This window comes from Alphaproteobacteria bacterium (assembly GCA_024244705.1).
Classification (GTDB): domain Bacteria; phylum Pseudomonadota; class Alphaproteobacteria; order JAAEOK01; family JAAEOK01; genus JAAEOK01.
In genome coordinates, this window is record JAAEOK010000085.1 from 84,021 (window position 1) to 99,954 (window position 15,934).

At 62.5% G+C, this 15,934-nt stretch carries 14 protein-coding genes; 10 read left to right on the top strand and 4 right to left on the bottom strand.

Translation table 11 applies throughout. The features are described 5' to 3' along the window. Positions 1–69 precede the first annotated feature (69 nt). From GY791_16295 to GY791_16305, 3 genes are all read left to right on the top strand, one after another. A complete protein-coding gene (locus tag GY791_16295; GenBank protein MCP4329988.1) occupies positions 70–834 on the top strand; it encodes an arginase family protein in 765 nt (254 codons plus the stop codon). A 139-nt stretch (positions 835–973) separates the two neighbouring features. Beyond that, on the top strand, positions 974–1,162 hold the full coding sequence (locus GY791_16300) for a type II toxin-antitoxin system HicA family toxin (protein MCP4329989.1): 189 nt from the start codon (positions 974–976) through the stop codon (positions 1,160–1,162). Further along, positions 1,159–1,581, top strand: a complete 423-nt coding sequence (locus tag GY791_16305) for a type II toxin-antitoxin system HicB family antitoxin (protein ID MCP4329990.1) — start codon at positions 1,159–1,161, stop codon at positions 1,579–1,581. Before GY791_16300 ends, GY791_16305 begins: the two co-directional genes overlap by 4 nt. A gap of 318 nt (positions 1,582–1,899) precedes the next feature. On the opposite strand, the gene GY791_16310 is transcribed toward GY791_16305, so the two are convergent. Both GY791_16310 and GY791_16315 read right to left on the bottom strand, forming a co-directional pair. Continuing rightward, complete coding sequence (locus GY791_16310; protein MCP4329991.1) at positions 1,900–2,418, bottom strand: hypothetical protein; 519 nt, start codon at positions 2,416–2,418, stop codon at positions 1,900–1,902. A gap of 583 nt (positions 2,419–3,001) precedes the next feature. After that, positions 3,002–3,970 carry an IS1595 family transposase gene (locus GY791_16315; protein MCP4329992.1) on the bottom strand — a complete coding sequence of 323 codons (969 nt, stop codon included), beginning with the start codon at positions 3,968–3,970 and terminating at the stop codon, positions 3,002–3,004. 133 nt (positions 3,971–4,103) lie between these two features. On the opposite strand from GY791_16315, the gene GY791_16320 reads away from it, so the two are divergent. The 7 genes from GY791_16320 to GY791_16350 all read left to right on the top strand — a co-directional run bounded on the left by GY791_16320 (position 4,104) and on the right by GY791_16350 (position 13,764). After that, a complete protein-coding gene (locus GY791_16320) occupies positions 4,104–5,072 on the top strand; it encodes an IS1595 family transposase (protein ID MCP4329993.1) in 969 nt (322 codons plus the stop codon). A gap of 588 nt (positions 5,073–5,660) precedes the next feature. Then, positions 5,661–6,191: a hypothetical protein gene (locus GY791_16325; GenBank protein MCP4329994.1), complete on the top strand. Its 531-nt coding sequence runs from the start codon at positions 5,661–5,663 to the stop codon at positions 6,189–6,191. A gap of 292 nt (positions 6,192–6,483) precedes the next feature. Continuing rightward, positions 6,484–7,578, top strand: a complete 1,095-nt coding sequence (gene recA, locus GY791_16330; protein ID MCP4329995.1) for a recombinase RecA — start codon at positions 6,484–6,486, stop codon at positions 7,576–7,578. Positions 7,579–7,772: 194 nt separating this feature from the next. Beyond that, complete coding sequence (gene alaS / locus GY791_16335) at positions 7,773–10,439, top strand: alanine--tRNA ligase (protein MCP4329996.1); 2,667 nt, start codon at positions 7,773–7,775, stop codon at positions 10,437–10,439. 9 nt (positions 10,440–10,448) lie between these two features. Beyond that, the gene (locus GY791_16340; GenBank protein ID MCP4329997.1) at positions 10,449–11,648 is read left to right on the top strand and encodes a hypothetical protein; all 1,200 of its coding nucleotides are present in this window, start codon (positions 10,449–10,451) and stop codon (positions 11,646–11,648) included. A 59-nt stretch (positions 11,649–11,707) separates the two neighbouring features. Further along, entirely contained in the window at positions 11,708–12,565 is an 858-nt protein-coding gene (locus tag GY791_16345; protein ID MCP4329998.1) for a MoxR family ATPase, read from the top strand. A 20-nt stretch (positions 12,566–12,585) separates the two neighbouring features. Next, a complete protein-coding gene (locus GY791_16350) occupies positions 12,586–13,764 on the top strand; it encodes a VWA domain-containing protein (GenBank protein ID MCP4329999.1) in 1,179 nt (392 codons plus the stop codon). 90 nt (positions 13,765–13,854) lie between these two features. On the opposite strand, the gene GY791_16355 is transcribed toward GY791_16350, so the two are convergent. Both GY791_16355 and GY791_16360 read right to left on the bottom strand, forming a co-directional pair. Continuing rightward, complete coding sequence (locus GY791_16355) at positions 13,855–14,613, bottom strand: arylmalonate decarboxylase (protein MCP4330000.1); 759 nt, start codon at positions 14,611–14,613, stop codon at positions 13,855–13,857. Between the two features lie 10 nt (positions 14,614–14,623). Continuing rightward, the gene (locus tag GY791_16360; protein ID MCP4330001.1) at positions 14,624–15,931 is read right to left on the bottom strand and encodes a TRAP transporter large permease subunit; all 1,308 of its coding nucleotides are present in this window, start codon (positions 15,929–15,931) and stop codon (positions 14,624–14,626) included. Between the last annotated feature and the right edge of the window lie 3 nt (positions 15,932–15,934).

The window sequence follows — 15,934 nt, forward strand, 5'->3', positions numbered from 1 at the left end:
CCGCGATCGCCCGCGTTATAGTCGTCGCCGGCGGGGCCGATTCGGGCCGCGCATGGCCTCGGATTTCCCATGCAGAACCGTTACGCTCTCACGCCCTATTTCCTCGACCGCCGGGTTCCGCATTTCCTCACCCTGGCCGGTGCCGGCTGGGAAATCATCGATCCCGAGCTTCCCGATGGCGACCAGCAGGAGCGGGTGTCCTGCCTCCATCGCCCGCTGGCCGCCTTCGTCGAGCGTGTCGCGGCAGCCGGCGAGCGGCCGGTCTGCTTCGGTGGCGATTGCTGTTCGGCGATCGGTGTCCTGGCCGGTCTGCAGCGCGCCGGCGTCGCCCCGACCCTGATCTGGTTCGACGCCCACGGCGATTTCAACACCTGGGAGACGACGCCGAGCGGCTTCCTCGGCGGCATGCCGCTGGCGATGATCGTCGGCCGCGGCGAGCCGCGGCTGGGTGAGGCGGTCGGGCTCGCCGCCCACGCGGAGGAGGCGGTCGTGCTGACCGACGCCCGCGACCTCGATCCCGGGGAGCGGATCGCGTTGGCCGGCTCGCGCATGGTCCACGTCGCGGACGTGAATGCGTTGGCCGACGGGCCGCTGCCCGACGGTCCGCTCTATGTCCATGTCGATACCGACGTCATCAATCCCGACGAGGCGCCGGCGCAGAACTATCCGGCGCCGGGCGGGCCGGGGGCGGCCGAGCTCGGCGCCGTGTTTCGCCGCCTCGCCGCCGGCGGCCGCGTGATCGCGGTCTCGATCTGCGGCTGGAGCCCGGACCGCGATCCCGACCGGACGACGGAAAAGGTCTGTCTGGAAACCCTCGCTCCGCTGCTGGATTGACCGGCGCAGCGTGTGGTGGGCGCATTGGATGGGCTTTCTCAAATCAATGGTCGCGATCAAGAATGGTCGCTTATTGCAACATAAGTGTTGCGCAACAGAAATGTTGCGCAACAGAAATGTTGCGCTATTTATACATTCGATGAACGCGCGTGAATTCCGCCGTTGGCTCAGAAAGCAGGGTTGCACCTTTCAAAACCACAGGGGCGGAAGCGGGCATGTCACGGTCTATCGCGGGGACGGGAAAGCGCAATTGCCGATGCACGGGAAAGGCAAGGAGCTCGGCACGGGCCTGGTCGCCAAGATCAAGAAGGACTTAGGATTGAAATGATCTCGTATCGTGTGAAACTCGAAGCCGACGACAACGGAACATTGCTCGTCACCTGCCCCGATTTGCCGGAGGTGACGACCCACGGTGAGGACGAGGCCGACGCACGCTCGCGCGCGCTGGACGCCATCGAAGAGGCGATCGCCGCGCGTATCGCCGACCGCGAGCCCATTCCCCCAGCGCGCCGGAAGGGCGAACCGCGGGTTTTCCTGCCGACCCAGACCACGCTCAAGGTTCGCCTCTATAACCGCATGCTGGCGGAAGGCGTGAACAAGGCGCAGCTTGCCGAGCGCCTGCACGTCCACCGGCCGCAGGTTGATCGGCTGCTTGACCTCCGCCACGCGTCTCGTCTCGATCAGTTGGACGCCGCGTTCGGCGCTCTTGGATCCAGAATCGCCGTCGAGGAAGAACAGGTGGCATGAAATGGGCTCGACGCTTGGATGCCAGGGTCGGCGCCGCGACTCTCGCAGATCTCAATCTGTTGGGATTTGACCCGCACTCATTTCACATAACGCCCGCCAGGCACTCGATTTAAGTCAATTGCCCGTAGTGCCTAATCTTTGAATGGGATGTCCGAGACGCCCCTTAAAAGGCGATAGTATACTTGACTGAACAAAGCGGCGTATTATCTAAGGTGGGACAGGCTGGCGCTAGGATTGAGGACCAAGCGATTGCTATCTTCCGCGATTGGGAGGACGGTGTGGATTACAATGGGGGCTCTGCGGCGTTGGAGCCCGACATTAGACGGTTAGTGAGGCGTCTTCTGGATTTGCGTCAGGAACCATCCCCAAATGTTTCTTAGCGAACATGATGAAGTCTTCCGTGAGTCTCGTGATTTTAGAGGCTTCTGCTGCCAATCGTTCTGGGGTGAACTTTTCCTCCTTCAAATTCACGCCGGATAATTTGATCTTACCCCTTGCCTTCATCACCTGAGGCACGATCGAGTTTGGTTCGTCACCCTTGGCCCATACAGAGTGAGCAATTGTATTTCTTAAGCTGTAGGCTGCGTTCATTCGTACGATTAAACACTCAAATTCTTTTGCGGCTTCTTCATCAAGCTCCGCCAGCTGCACGAATGTACGCATTACGTCTCTGCGGTCGTTGTAACCAATATGCCAAAAAGCGACCATTGCACGTTCTTCATCTGTTTTGAGTAGGGGCGCTAAAGCGTATAGGATTAAGGTTTCTAGTATCGCCCAGTACATTATGACTGAGCCAAAGCCTTTAAGGTGATCTTCTGTTACGTGATGTTGGGGCATGGCTAAAATCCCGAGAGACCAAGACGAATACAGCGACAAAGAGGCTGCGAAGCGCCGCGACAGGGTGTTGGAGCGGATGCTAACGACGCCGCCGAAGCCTCATAAGCAAGACCGGGGGACAAAAGCCCCCCGGTCCACTTCAGGCCAAAAGAAGAAACAAGACTAAGGCTATTTTCATAGCCGTTGCACTGTCCACTTCGACCGTCACACGAAACCTAACCATCGAGTTGCCTCACGGTTAAGCCCGTGGCCACGGGCGCTAAACCCGAACTGTTTGTATTCGCGCCGTGGCTAGCGCTAGCCCGCTCCTATGCAGCACCTTGGAGTGGGCATCGGCCAAGATTGCCAACCCGCCTTGCTCTCCTCCCGTTGGGCTGGGCCAATCCTCATTGGCCGCCCTCAGGGTGGCCGAGAGACTGAGCCGGGTCTCGACCTTAAGCCCCCTCGGTTCAGGGGGCCCAGGGCGCAACCTACGCCCCTAATGCGGTGGAGGTTACCGCCGCAGCGGACCCTTCCCGCACCTAGTTAAATTATGACTCTGGATTATCGTTTGAGTCGAGTCAGCAAGCGGCGCGTAACGTCTTTAATTGTAAGCCTTTTGCTGGCTCTCTTGCCCGCTGTTAGTCCGCCGATATGTAAGGCGCTTGCCGGTAATGCCACGGATCGCGTCGGCGGCGCGTTCGTCGTCCTCGATGCCGAGTGACGAGCGGCGGTTGTAACGAAAGTCGTATTCGGCAAGGTAGCGGTCCAGGTGCTTTTCTTGGCAATGCTGATAGACGCCCTTCATGCCGCGCTTGAAGATCGAGAAGTAGCCTTCGATGGTGTTGGTGTGGGCTTCGCCGCGCACGTACTCTTTCTTGCCGTGGTTGACTCTCAGGTGGCGCGAGAACTCACGCCCGACACGGCGATAGTGATTGGCCTCGTCGGTGGACAGGATGCTTTCACGCCAAACGTTTGTAACCACGATATCGCGGATTTCCTTGGTGCCGACTTTATCGACTTTGAAGGAGCGGACGGAACCGCCGCGCTCTACGAGGGAAACGACTTTCTTCATGTCGCCGTAGCCACGCTTGCGAAGCCATTTACCTTTTTCCGAGTCGTATTCGTAGGGCTGTTTGCCGAGAAAAGTTTCGTCGGCCTCAACAACGCTTCCAGGCCCGCCCATCGAGCGGTCAAAAAGGGGGCCTTCACGCATGGACTCACGGATGCGATGAGCCATGAACCACGCGGTCTTGTAGGTGACGCCCAACATGCGATGGAGTTGGTGGGCGCTAATACCTTTTTTGGAGGCGGCCATGAGGTGTGTTGCGAGAACCCATTTATGCAAGGGAACCTTGGAGCGCTCATAGAGGGTGCCGACACGGACGGTAAACTTCTTGCGGCAGTCGCCACAGTGATACCAGCCCGGCCCCATCGATTTGCCGCCGAGAACCTTAACCTTGTCCATAGCGCCGCAGTACGGGCAATAGGGACCATCGGGCCAGCGGATGGCCTCGATATGCTTACGGGCGGCGGTCTCGTTGGTGAATATGGGCTTGGAAAGGTCGGTCATCGTCTATCTCCTTGATACTAAAGATAGGTAGTGACTGCCGTTCAGTCAAGTATATAATCACCCCTTAAAAAGGCGATTGTATACTTGACAAATACACGGCTGCTCCCCATCTATAGGTTACAAGGAGTTAGCCATGACCAACATTACAGCCGCACGTTACAAGTCAGAGGCCGCAGCCAGGAAGCACCTCGAAGCCATACGCTGGCCCGATGGTCCTATCTGCCCGCACTGCGGTTCTGTAGACAACTCGACGCGCATCAAGGGCAAGACCGCACGCCCCGGCCTGTGGTCCTGTAGCGATTGCCGCCAGCAATTTACGGTGACGGTCGGTACCCTGTTCGAACGCTCCAAGGTGCCCCTGCACAAATGGCTGTTGGCTAATCACCTGATCTGTTCCAGCAAGAAGGGCATAAGCTCGCACCAATTGGCCCGCATGTTGGGCGTCACTTACAAAACCGCGTGGTTCATGGCCCATCGTATCCGTGAGTCCATGCGCGAAGGCCCTATGTTCGATCGCAGCATGGGCGGTCCCGGTAGCGTCGTGGAAGCAGATGAAACCTTTCTCGGCAAACAGCCCTACGAATACGACTCCGACAAGGGTAAATGGCTTCGCAAACGTGGCTACGGTGACATGAAGAAGGTCGTTTCGCTGGTCGAGCGCGGCGGGTCCGTCCGTTCCTTCAAGGTCGATAAGGTCGGCACCAAGGAAATCCGCGATATCGTCGTGACCAACGTCTGGCGTGAAAGCGTCCTCTCGACCGATGAAGCCAATCACTATCGCAATGTGGGCCGTGAATTCTCACGTCACCTAAGAGTCAACCACGGCAAGAAAGAGTACGTGCGCGGCGAGGCACACACCAACACCATCGAGGGCTATTTCTCGATCTTCAAACGCGGCATGAAGGGCGTCTATCAGCACTGCCAGGAAAAGCATCTGGACCGCTACCTTGCCGAGTTCGATTTCCGCTACAACCGCCGCTCCGCCCTTGGCATCGAAGATGACCAGCGCGCCGACGAAGCCCTAAAGGGCATTGAGGGCAAGCGCCTCACCTATCGGCGGACTAACAGCGGGCAAGAAAGCCAGCAAAAGGCTTACAATTAAAGAAGTTACACAACGCTTGCTGACTCGACTCAAATGATAAACCCGAGTCATAATCCGGCCAGACGTGCAAAGACCCGCTGCGGCGGCAATCTCTGCACGCCTAGGCGCGGTCCAACCCGCGCCGGGCCGCTTTGTTGGAAGCGGCTCAAGGTTTGGGTGCCTCAACCTCCCCTCAACCCGTTCAGTAGGCTGAACCCAAGTTGGGCGGATTGGGACAACACCCCTGCCGACGCACTCACGGATCAGGCCAATTCGTGGGCGCACCCTCCTAGTGGGGTCAATCACTGGGAAACCGGGCACCAAGAACCTTTTCCGGTTCATGGCGTCATGGGCCGAGAAAGGCTATCGAGAGATGGTTTTCTCGGTAAGCGTGGCGGTCAGGGTCGATGTGGCCGCCATCCTTAGGTGGATTGCGGTCGCGCTTATCGTCTTGACTTAGACGCAGGGGCGGTCTTCGGGCCGCCCCTTCCCTTATCGCCCTTATCGAGCGGCTTATGCGGCTTCGGGGGCGTGTTCAGCATCCGCCGCAACACCGCATCTTCGCGCGCGCTGTCATTACTTTTGCCTTGATCTTTTGGGGGCTTTGCCATGCCTGAAACAATCATAAACCTAGAGCCGATAAACGAAATTCCGACCTATGCCGAACCAATCATTCGCGCCATTGGGATCGGACACCTCAGTTGGGGAAAACTCGAACAGCATTTAGACATCCTTCTTAACGCTGTCAGCAATGAGCGCTATGTAACCGGCGCAACGCAATTGCCCAAAACCTCTTTTCGCCTGAAAGCCAAACTATTCAAACAGATTTATGCAGAACATCCGAATTTTAAGGTTGTGCACCAAATAGCTGGGCCGGTTTGTGATGGGCTAAAGAAGGCGAACACCAGCCGCGTTCGGCTAACGCACTCCAATGTCCAAGGATTCTCACCCGGCCCTCCAGCAGCCATCAGCGTCAGGATAACAGATTTCAATGGCCCTGATTTACGAACCAAAGACGGCTCATGGACACTTCAGGATATCGAAGATTTTGTCTCGCTTCTGTCTCACTTGAGCACGGATTTTGGCAAAATTAGCAAACTGACTATGAACGAAGCCTTCCGGAAATCTCTCGAAATATAGCTATCCCAAACTCAAGGGGTAAGGCTATGGGTGCGTGATCGTCTACGCCGTTTGCCGCGTCCACGTATTGACAGATCATTCTCTCGATTTTAGCCGCTAGCTCAGGAGTCATTCCCTCAGGAAGCGGGACTTCCCTAAACTGTGCGCCGGCCTGTCCCTTTTCAGGTATGTGTTGGTCTGTATTTGTCAAGTATACCATCCCCCTTAAAAAGAACATTTACAGAACAGAACAAAACGTGTACATTGCGCCGATTGCAGATTCAGAACCCGTATGGAATAAGGGGGATCCCCGATGGCGGAAACCGTTCTTCGTTTGGTAGAAAAAGGTTCGATGGATAAATCCAAGGCACTCGACGCCGCGCTCGGCCAGATCGAACGCGCCTTCGGCAAGGGCTCGATCATGCGCCTCGGCCAGAGCGAAACCGCGGTCGACGCCGAGGTCGTGTCGACCGGCTCGCTCGGGCTCGACATCGCGCTTGGCATCGGCGGCCTGCCCCGCGGCCGGGTGGTCGAAATCTACGGGCCCGAAAGCTCGGGCAAGACGACGCTGGCGCTTCATGTCATCGCCGAGGCCCAGCGCGGCGGCGGCACCTGTGCCTTCATCGATGCCGAGCACGCCCTCGACCCGGCCTACGCCCGCAAGCTCGGCGTCGACGTCGACGAACTGCTGATCTCCCAGCCCGACGCCGGCGAGCAGGCGCTCGAGATCGCCGACACCCTGGTCCGCTCCGGCGCCATCGACGTCCTCGTCGTCGACAGCGTCGCCGCCCTGGTCCCGCGCGCCGAGCTCGAGGGCGAGATGGGCGACACCCATGTCGGCCTGCAGGCGCGGCTGATGAGCCAGGCGCTGCGCAAGTTGACCGGATCGATCTCGCGCTCCCAATGCATGGTCGTCTTCATCAACCAGATCCGCATGAAGATCGGCGTCATGTTCGGCAGCCCCGAAACCACCACCGGCGGTAACGCCCTCAAATTCTATTCCTCGGTCCGCCTCGACATCCGCCGCATCGGCGCGATCAAGGACCGCGAGGAAATCACCGGCAACCAGACCAAGGTCAAGGTGGTCAAGAACAAGCTGGCGCCGCCTTTCCGCACCGTCGAATTCGACATCATGTACGGCGAAGGCATCTCCAAGACCGGCGAGCTTCTCGATCTCGGCGTCGCCGCCGGGATCGTCGAAAAGGCCGGCTCGTGGTTTTCCTACAGCGACCAGCGCATCGGCCAGGGCCGCGAGAACGCCAAGGCCTTCCTCAAGGAGAACGCCGATATCGCGGCCGAGATCGAGGCCCGTATCCGTCAGAACGCCGGCCTCGTCGCCGAGGCGTTGATGGTCGACGCGGTCGGCGAGGCCAGTGCCGAGGACGACCCGTTGGCCGAGGCCGAATAGACCCACCCCTCCTCCCTTCCCCAAGCGACCTCAGGGGCGCGCGCCGGAAATTCGGCCCGCGCCCTCTCTTTTGGCCCCCGCCGGGGCAGTTGCGCTTCCTGGACAGGCCGCCGAGGCCACGGTAAAAGCAGCCGCGGGGCCGCCTTTCGCGCGTCCCGGCTTGGGATTCGGGTGCGGAGGACTAGATAAGCGTCATGGCGACGGCAAACGACATACGCAAGGCGTTCCTCGACTATTTCGAGCGCCACGATCACCGCATCGAGGCGTCGGGCCCGCTGGTGCCGCACAACGATCCGTCGCTGCTGTTCACCAGCGCCGGCATGGTCCAGTTCAAGAACGTCTTTACCGGGGCCGAGAAGCGCGACTACAGCCGCGCCGTGACGGCGCAGAAATGCCTCCGCGCCGGCGGCAAGCACAACGATCTCGAGAATGTCGGCTATACCGCCCGCCACCACACCTTTTTCGAGATGCTCGGAAATTTCTCCTTCGGCGATTACTTCAAGGACCGCGCCATCGAGCTGGCCTGGAACCTGGTCACCAAGGAGTTCGGCCTGCCCGCCGAGCGGCTGCTGGCCACGGTCTATGCCGAAGATGACGACGCCTTCGAGCTATGGCGCAAGATCGCCGGCCTGCCCGAGGACCGCATCCTGCGCATCGCGACCAGCGATAACTTTTGGTCGATGGGCGATACCGGCCCCTGCGGCCCGTGTTCCGAGATCTTCTACGACCACGGCGAAGGCCTTGCCGGCGGTCCGCCGGGCAGCCCGGACGAAGACGGCGACCGCTTCATCGAGATCTGGAACCTTGTGTTCATGCAGTTCGAGCAGGTCTCCGCCGATGAGCGCATAGACCTGCCGCGGCCGTCGATCGACACCGGCATGGGGCTCGAGCGCATCACCGCCGTGCTCCAGGGCAAGCACGACAATTACGACATCGAGCTCATGCGCCGCTTGATCGAGGCCTCGGCCGAGCTGTCGAAGACCGCCGCCGACGGCGAGCACGCGGTCTCGCACCGGGTCATCGCCGACCACCTGCGGGCGAGCGCGTTCCTGATGGCCGACGGCGTGCTGCCGTCGAACGAGGGCCGCGGCTACGTGTTGCGCCGGATCATGCGCCGCGGCATGCGCCACGCCCATCTGCTCGGCTGCCGCGAAACCCATCTCCACCGCCTGGTGCCGACCCTGATCGACGAGATGGGCCACGCCTATCCGGAGTTGCTGCGCGCCGAGGCGCTGGTCACCGAAACCCTCGACCTCGAAGAGAGCCGGTTCAAGGATACCCTGGGCCGCGGCCTTCGCCTGCTGGCCGAGGAGACCGACAGGCTCGGCGCCGGCGGCACGCTGGCCGGCGAGGTCGCGTTCAAGCTCTACGATACCTACGGCTTCCCTTTCGATCTCACCCAGGATGTGCTGCGCGGTCAGGGACGGACCGTCGACGTCGACGGCTTCAACGTCGCCATGGAGCGCCAGCGGGCGGAAGCCCGCAAGGCATGGGCCGGCTCCGGCGACGCGACGACCGATCACATCTGGTACGACCTGCGCGAGCGGGTCGGCGCCACCGAGTTCCTCGGCTATGCATCGGACACCGCCGAGGGCCGCGTGCAGGGGATTGTCGTCGCCGGCCGGGAAGTCGATCACGCGGAGACCGGTACCGAGGTCGCAATCGTCGTCAACCAGACCCCGTTCTATGGCGAATCGGGCGGCCAGGTCGGCGATACCGGTGTCATGTTCAACGGCGGCGGTCTCGACATCGCGGTCCGCGACACGCTGAAGAAGCTCGGCGACCTCCATGTCCATATCGGCGTCGTCGACCACGGCGCGATCGCGGTCGGCGACGTCGTCGAAATGCGCATCGACCGCGACCGGCGCCGGGCGTTGCGCGCCAACCATTCGGTGACCCACTTGCTCCATGAGGCATTGCGCCGCCGCCTCGGCGACCACGTCATCCAGAAGGGCTCGCTGGTCGCGCCAGACCGGCTGCGCTTCGATTTCAGCCAGCCGCGCGCCGTCGAGCGTGCCGAGCTCCGCGCCATCGAGGCCGAGGTCAACGACCGCATCCGCCGCAACGCATCGGTGGCGACCCGGCTGATGACGCCCGACGAGGCGATCGCGGCCGGGGCCTTGGCACTGTTCGGCGAAAAATACGGTGACGAAGTGCGCGTGGTGTCGATGGGCGGCGCCGACGACGGCCGGGAATTCTCGACCGAGCTCTGTGGCGGCACCCATGTCGCGCGGACCGGCGAAATCGGGCTCTTCAAGATCATCGGCGAAGGCGCGGTGGCGGCCGGCGTGCGCCGCATCGAAGCGTTGACCGGGCGGGCCGCCGAGGCCCATGTCGAGGCCGAGGAAGAGGTGCTCGAACGGACTGCTGCGGCGCTCAAGGCCAGCCCCGGCGACGTGCCCGACCGGGTCCTCGGCCTGCTCGACGAGCGGCGCCGGCTCGAGCGCGAACTGACCGAGGCGCGCAAGGCGATGGCGGCCGGCGGCGCCGGCACCGCGTCGGGCGGCGAGGCCAAGGATATCGATGGCGTCAAGTTCACCGCCCGCCGGGTGAGCGAAGTGCCGGCCAAGGAACTCAAGGGCATGGTCGACGAGATCAAGAAGCGGCTCGGCTCGGCGGTGGTAGCCCTGGCCGGCGTTGCCGACGGCAAGGCGTCGCTGGTGGTCGGTGTGACCGAGGACCTGACCGATCGCTTCGATGCGGTCGCCCTGGTTCGTGTCGGTTGCGCCGCGCTCGGCGGCAAGGGCGGCGGCGGCCGTCCGGATATGGCGCAGGCCGGCGGGCCCGACGGAGACAAGGCCGATGCGGCGCTGGTGGCGATCGAAGAGGCGGTGGCGTTGCGGGCCAAAGATGTCGCCTGACGCCCGCGCGTGAAATCCACCTTGATGCACGTCTGTGGTGGGAACGTTGGCCGTCGCCTCTTCGCGGCGGTCCTCGGCCTCGCTTGGCTCGGTGCGGTACCAGGCGCCGCTGCCGCCGAATTGCGGGTTGTCGACGACCTCTCCGCCGGCGGCTCGGCTTACGATCAGCTGGCCGACGTGGCGGTGCTGCCGGACGGCGCTGTGGTCGCCGTCGGCTCGACCTTTCTCGAGGGCCGGGACACGCTGAAGGCGTGGGCGGTGCGGGTCGCGCCCGACCGTACGATCGCCTGGGAGTTGGTGTTCCTCGAACATTTCCGCTCGCGCCTGCGCGCGGTGTCGCCGCTGCCGGGCGGCGACGTGCTGGTGGCCGGGACCTATTGGCCGGACGCGACGCAAAGCTCGCTCGCCTTCGTCGCCCGCCTCGACCCGAACGGCCGGACGGTCTGGGCCAAGGCCTTCGGCGGCCCCGGCAACGACGAGGCGTTCGCAATCGCGGCCCTCGGCGACGGCGGCGCGGTGGTTACCGGTTTTACCTCGCTCGAAGGCGAATCGCGGCCGGTCGGTTGGGCATTCCGCGTCGACGCCGCCGGCGACCGCCGGTGGGAGGCCACCTTCGATGCCGAAATCGTCACCGACGCGTCTCTGCTCGCGGATGGCGACGTTGCCCTGGCCGGCCTGGTCAGGGTTGGCGGCAACGCACCCGATTTGTGGCTGGCGCGGCTCGGGCCCGGCGGTGAGCGGCGCTGGGAGAAGGTCTTCGGCGGCGCGGCTCACGATTCCGCCAATGCCGTCGCGGCGACGCCGGATAACGGCATGGTAGTTGGCGGCGAAACCTTGTCGAGTGGCAGCGGCGGTGCCGATGCCTGGCTCTTGCGCGTCGACGGCGGCGGAAATCTGGTATGGGACCGCGCCCTGGGCGGAACCGCCACCGACCGCATCATGGCACTCGACCTGTTCGACGACGGCCGGATCGCAGCCACCGGCACCACCCAGATCGCGGGCACCGATAATTTTGATCTCTGGACGCTGGTCCTCGATGCCGACGGCAAGCCGCTCGCCGCCACCACCACCGGCGGCAACCGCGACGACCGCGGCCTCGGGGTGGTGGTGACCGGCGCGAAGGGCGTCGTTGTTTCCGGCATGGCCCAGCCGGCCGACGCGAAGCAGCTGATCGCCAATGGCCGCATACTTTTTTTCGAACTGCCCTGACAAGCGTGGCGACATAAACTATGTCTATCGGCTGACATCGAAACCATAGCGGCGGAAACATGACGGCACGATTCGAAGGCACGGATACCTACGTCGCGACCGAGGATTTGATGGTCGCGGTCAACGCGGCGGTGACGCTCGAGCGGCCGCTCCTGATCAAGGGCGAGCCGGGCACCGGTAAGACCATCCTCGCCCAGGAGGTTGCCAAGGCGCTGGGCCGCGACCTGATCGAGTGGCACATCAAGTCGACGACCAAGGCGCAGCACGGCCTCTACGAGTATGACGCGGTATCGCGGCTTCGCGATTCGCAGCTCGGCCTGGAATCGGTTCACGACATCGCCAACTATATCGTCCGCGGCAAGCTGTGGGACGCCTTCGAGGCGGAAGAGCGGCCGATTCTCCTGATCGACGAGGTCGACAAGGCCGATATCGAGTTCCCCAACGACCTGCTGCTCGAACTCGACCGCATGGAGTTCTATGTCTACGAGACGCGGAGCCGAATCGTCGCCCGCCAGCGGCCGATCGTCATTATCACATCGAACAACGAGAAGGAGCTGCCCGACGCATTCCTGCGCCGCTGTTTCTTCCACTACATTCGGTTTCCCGAGCGCGAAACCATGGAACGCATCGTCGACGTCCATTACCCGGACATTCATCGCAGCCTGGTGCGCGACGCGCTGAATATCTTCTACGAAGTGCGCGAAGTGCCGGGTCTGAAGAAAAAGCCGTCGACCTCCGAACTGCTCGATTGGATCAAGCTCCTGATGGCCGAGGATATCGCTCCCGAGATTCTGCGCGCGCGCGATCCCAAGAAGCTGATCCCGCCGCTCCACGGCGCCCTGCTCAAGAACGAGCAGGATGTGCAGCTGTTCGAGCGCCTCGCCTTCCTCGCCCGTCGCGAGCAGAGCGGGCACTAGCGCGTTCGCGGGCGCGCGCGGTGTTCATCGATTTTTTTCTTTCCCTGCGCCAGGCCGGCGTGCCGGCGTCGCTGCGCGAATATCTCACCCTGATGGCGGCGATGGAGCACAACATCGCGGCCTACCGGGTCGACGACTTCTACTATCTCAGCCGCTCCTGCCTGGTGAAGGACGAACGCAACCTGGACAAGTTCGACCGCGTCTTCGGCCATGTCTTCAAGGGGCTCGAGCTGCCCGAGGACGGCGTCACCGCCGAAGTCCCCGGAGACTGGCTGCGCGCTCTCGGCGAGCGGGTCTTGACCGAAGAGGAGAAGGCCGAGATCGAGGCCCTGGGCGGTTGGGACAAGCTGATGGAAACCCTGCGCGAGCGTTTGGCCGAGCAGCAGGGCCGCCACGAGGGCGGAAGCAAGTGGATCGGCACCGCCGGTACCTCACCGTTCGGCGCCTACGGCTACAACCCCGAAGGCGTCCGCATCGGCCAGGACAAGAACCGGCACAATCGCGCGGTCAAGGTGTGGGACAAGCGCGAATTCAAGAACCTCGACGACAGCGTCGAGATCGGCACCCGCAACATCAAGGTCGCCTTGCGCCGTCTGCGCCGCTTCGCCCGCGAGGGGGCGGCGACCGAGCTCGACCTCGAGGACACCATACGCTCGACCGCCCACCGCGGCGGGCTGCTCGACCTCAAGATGGTGCCGGAACGCCATAACGCGGTGAAAGTGCTGCTGTTTCTCGATGTCGGCGGCTCGATGTACCCCTATGTCCGTACCTGCGAGGAGCTGTTCTCGGCCGCCCGCAGCGAATTCAAACATCTCGAATACTATTACTTCCACAACTGCCTTTACGAGGGCGTGTGGCGGGACAACCGGCGCCGCCGTGGCGAACAGATCCCGACCTGGGACGTGCTCCATACCTACCCCGCGGACTACAAGCTCATCTTCGTCGGCGATGCGTCGATGAGCCCCTACGAGATCGCGTTTCCCGGCGGCAGCGTCGAGCACTGGAACGAGGAGGCGGGATCGGTGTGGCTGGAGCGCATTCTCGACGTCTACGCGGCGGCGGTATGGCTCAACCCGGTACCCGAGAAGCACTGGTCCTATACACCGTCGATCGAGATGATCTCGCAGCTCGTGGGTGACCGCATGTATGGGCTGACGCTCGACGGGCTCGACCGGGCGATGCGCGAACTGACGCGGTAGACCGTTTCCGGATTCCGCCGAAGCCAAAATCGAATCAAGGCTCACGTAGTCTGCAAGAAACAGTCCGGCGCTCCGGATGCGACCGGATTGCTAATGGCAAAACAGGCACCCGTATCCGTCGATCCGGTCGTCGATGCCGGCGAGGCGCAGGCAATGCCACAGGCTCGCCTGATTGCTGGTGATGACGGGTTTGCCGGTTGCCGCCTCGACTTGATCCACGATTTCGACGGCGCGCAGAGCGCCGCAACTGATGAAAACGGCATCGACGTCGCGGCCGTCGAGCGCCAGGGTGAACTCGGCCAGGCTTGCGGTCGAGACGCGGTTCATCTCCATGTCCGTCATCAAGCCCATGCCGCGAAGCCGTACGACGTCGAAGCCGTGCTCGGCAAAATAGGTGTGCTCGAGGGCATTGATGTCGTCGGTATAGGCGGTGCCGATCGCGATCCGGCGGGCGCCGACCGCATTCAGCGCGACGACGACGCCGGTCAACAGGGTCGTCGCCGCGACCTCGGGCCGCGCCGCCGCGATGGTATCGATAATCTTGTCCTCGCCGATGACGAAGCTGCCCGAGGTGCAATTGTAGCAAATCACGTCGAGGTCGCTTCGCGCCGGCATCAGCGTCGCGACTGCGGTGTCGAGGCCATCTTCCATGGCCGCCAACCCGACTACCGTGCAGTCGCGCGGCATCGCGATACGGGCGAAATGAACGCCGACCCCGGGCGGCCGCATGCGGAACATGTCGGCCTCCGTGAGATCGGCATTGGCGACGCAAATGAATCCGATCTGACCACGGCCATGCGGGCCGTCGTCGAATGTCGGCGCCCAGTAGGGGTTCGCGGGCTCGGTCATGGCGCCCTCACTATTGACGCCGCGACATGATCTCGGGCAGCCACAGCGCGATCTCCGGAAAAACGGTCAGGATCACGATCGCAACGATCATCAACAGAAACATCGGCAGCGCGGCGCGGGCGACGAAGCCGATATGGCGGTCGGTCATGCCCTGGACGAGGAACAGGTTGAAGCCGATCGGCGGCGTGATCATCGCCATCTCGCCAACCATGACGACGAAGATGCCGAACCAGATCATGTCGAACCCGGCGGCGCGAATCAGCGGCTCGATCAGCGCCATCGTCAACACGATAGATGAGATGCCGTCGAGGAAGCAGCCAAGGATGATATAGAAGATCGTCAAGGCGGCGATCAACATCCACGGCGAGAGTTCCATCGCGCCGATCCATTCGGCCAGCGCCCGCGGCAGACCGGTAAAGCCCATCGCCAGGGTGAGGAAGGCCGATCCGGCAAGCAGCAGCATGATCATCGAGGTCGTGCGGACCGCTCCGAGTAGCGAGGCGCGGAGTGATTCGCGGGTTAACGAGCCCTGAATCGCCGACAGAACGAGCGACCCGACGACGCCGAGGGTCGCGGCCTCGGTCGGCGAGGCGATGCCGAAATAGATCGAGCCGATGACGGCCGCGATCAACGCGACGACTGGCGTGAGTTCGATCAGTCCGGCCAGTTTTTCGGACCACGGCGCGACCGCTTCCCGGTGGGTGCGTCCTTCGGCCGAGAACAGGCCCCAACAGGCAATGTAGCCCGAGAACAGGACGGCGAGCATGAGGCCCGGCAATATCCCGGCGATAAAGAGCCGGCCGATCGATTCCTGTACCGTGACGCCATAGACGATCATCGTGATTGAGGGTGGTATCAGCAGCCCGAGAGTTCCCGCCCCGGCCAGGGTACCGAGCGAGATCGATTCCGGATAGTTGCGCTTGCGCAGTTCGGGAACGGTGATCTTGCCGACCGTTATCAGGGTCGCGGCCGACGAGCCCGAGATTGCGGCGAAAACGGAGCATCCGGCCACGTTGACGTGGAGGAGGCCGCCGGGCAGGCGGCGCATCAACGGTGCCAAGCCGCTGAACAGGCTCTCCGATAGCCGGGTCCGGAATAGGATCTCGCCCATCCAAATGAACAGCGGCAGGGACGAGAGTCCCCACAACGATGTGTGCGACCAGATCGTCGTCGCCATCGCGTCGCCGATCGGCCGCCCCGTAAACGCCGCCATCGCGAACACACCGACGCCGAGCAGGCTGATACCGATAAAGACGCCGCTGCCGAGTAGGGCGAGCAGAACGCAAATGAACAGAATGGCGAGATAGGTCTCGTCCATGCC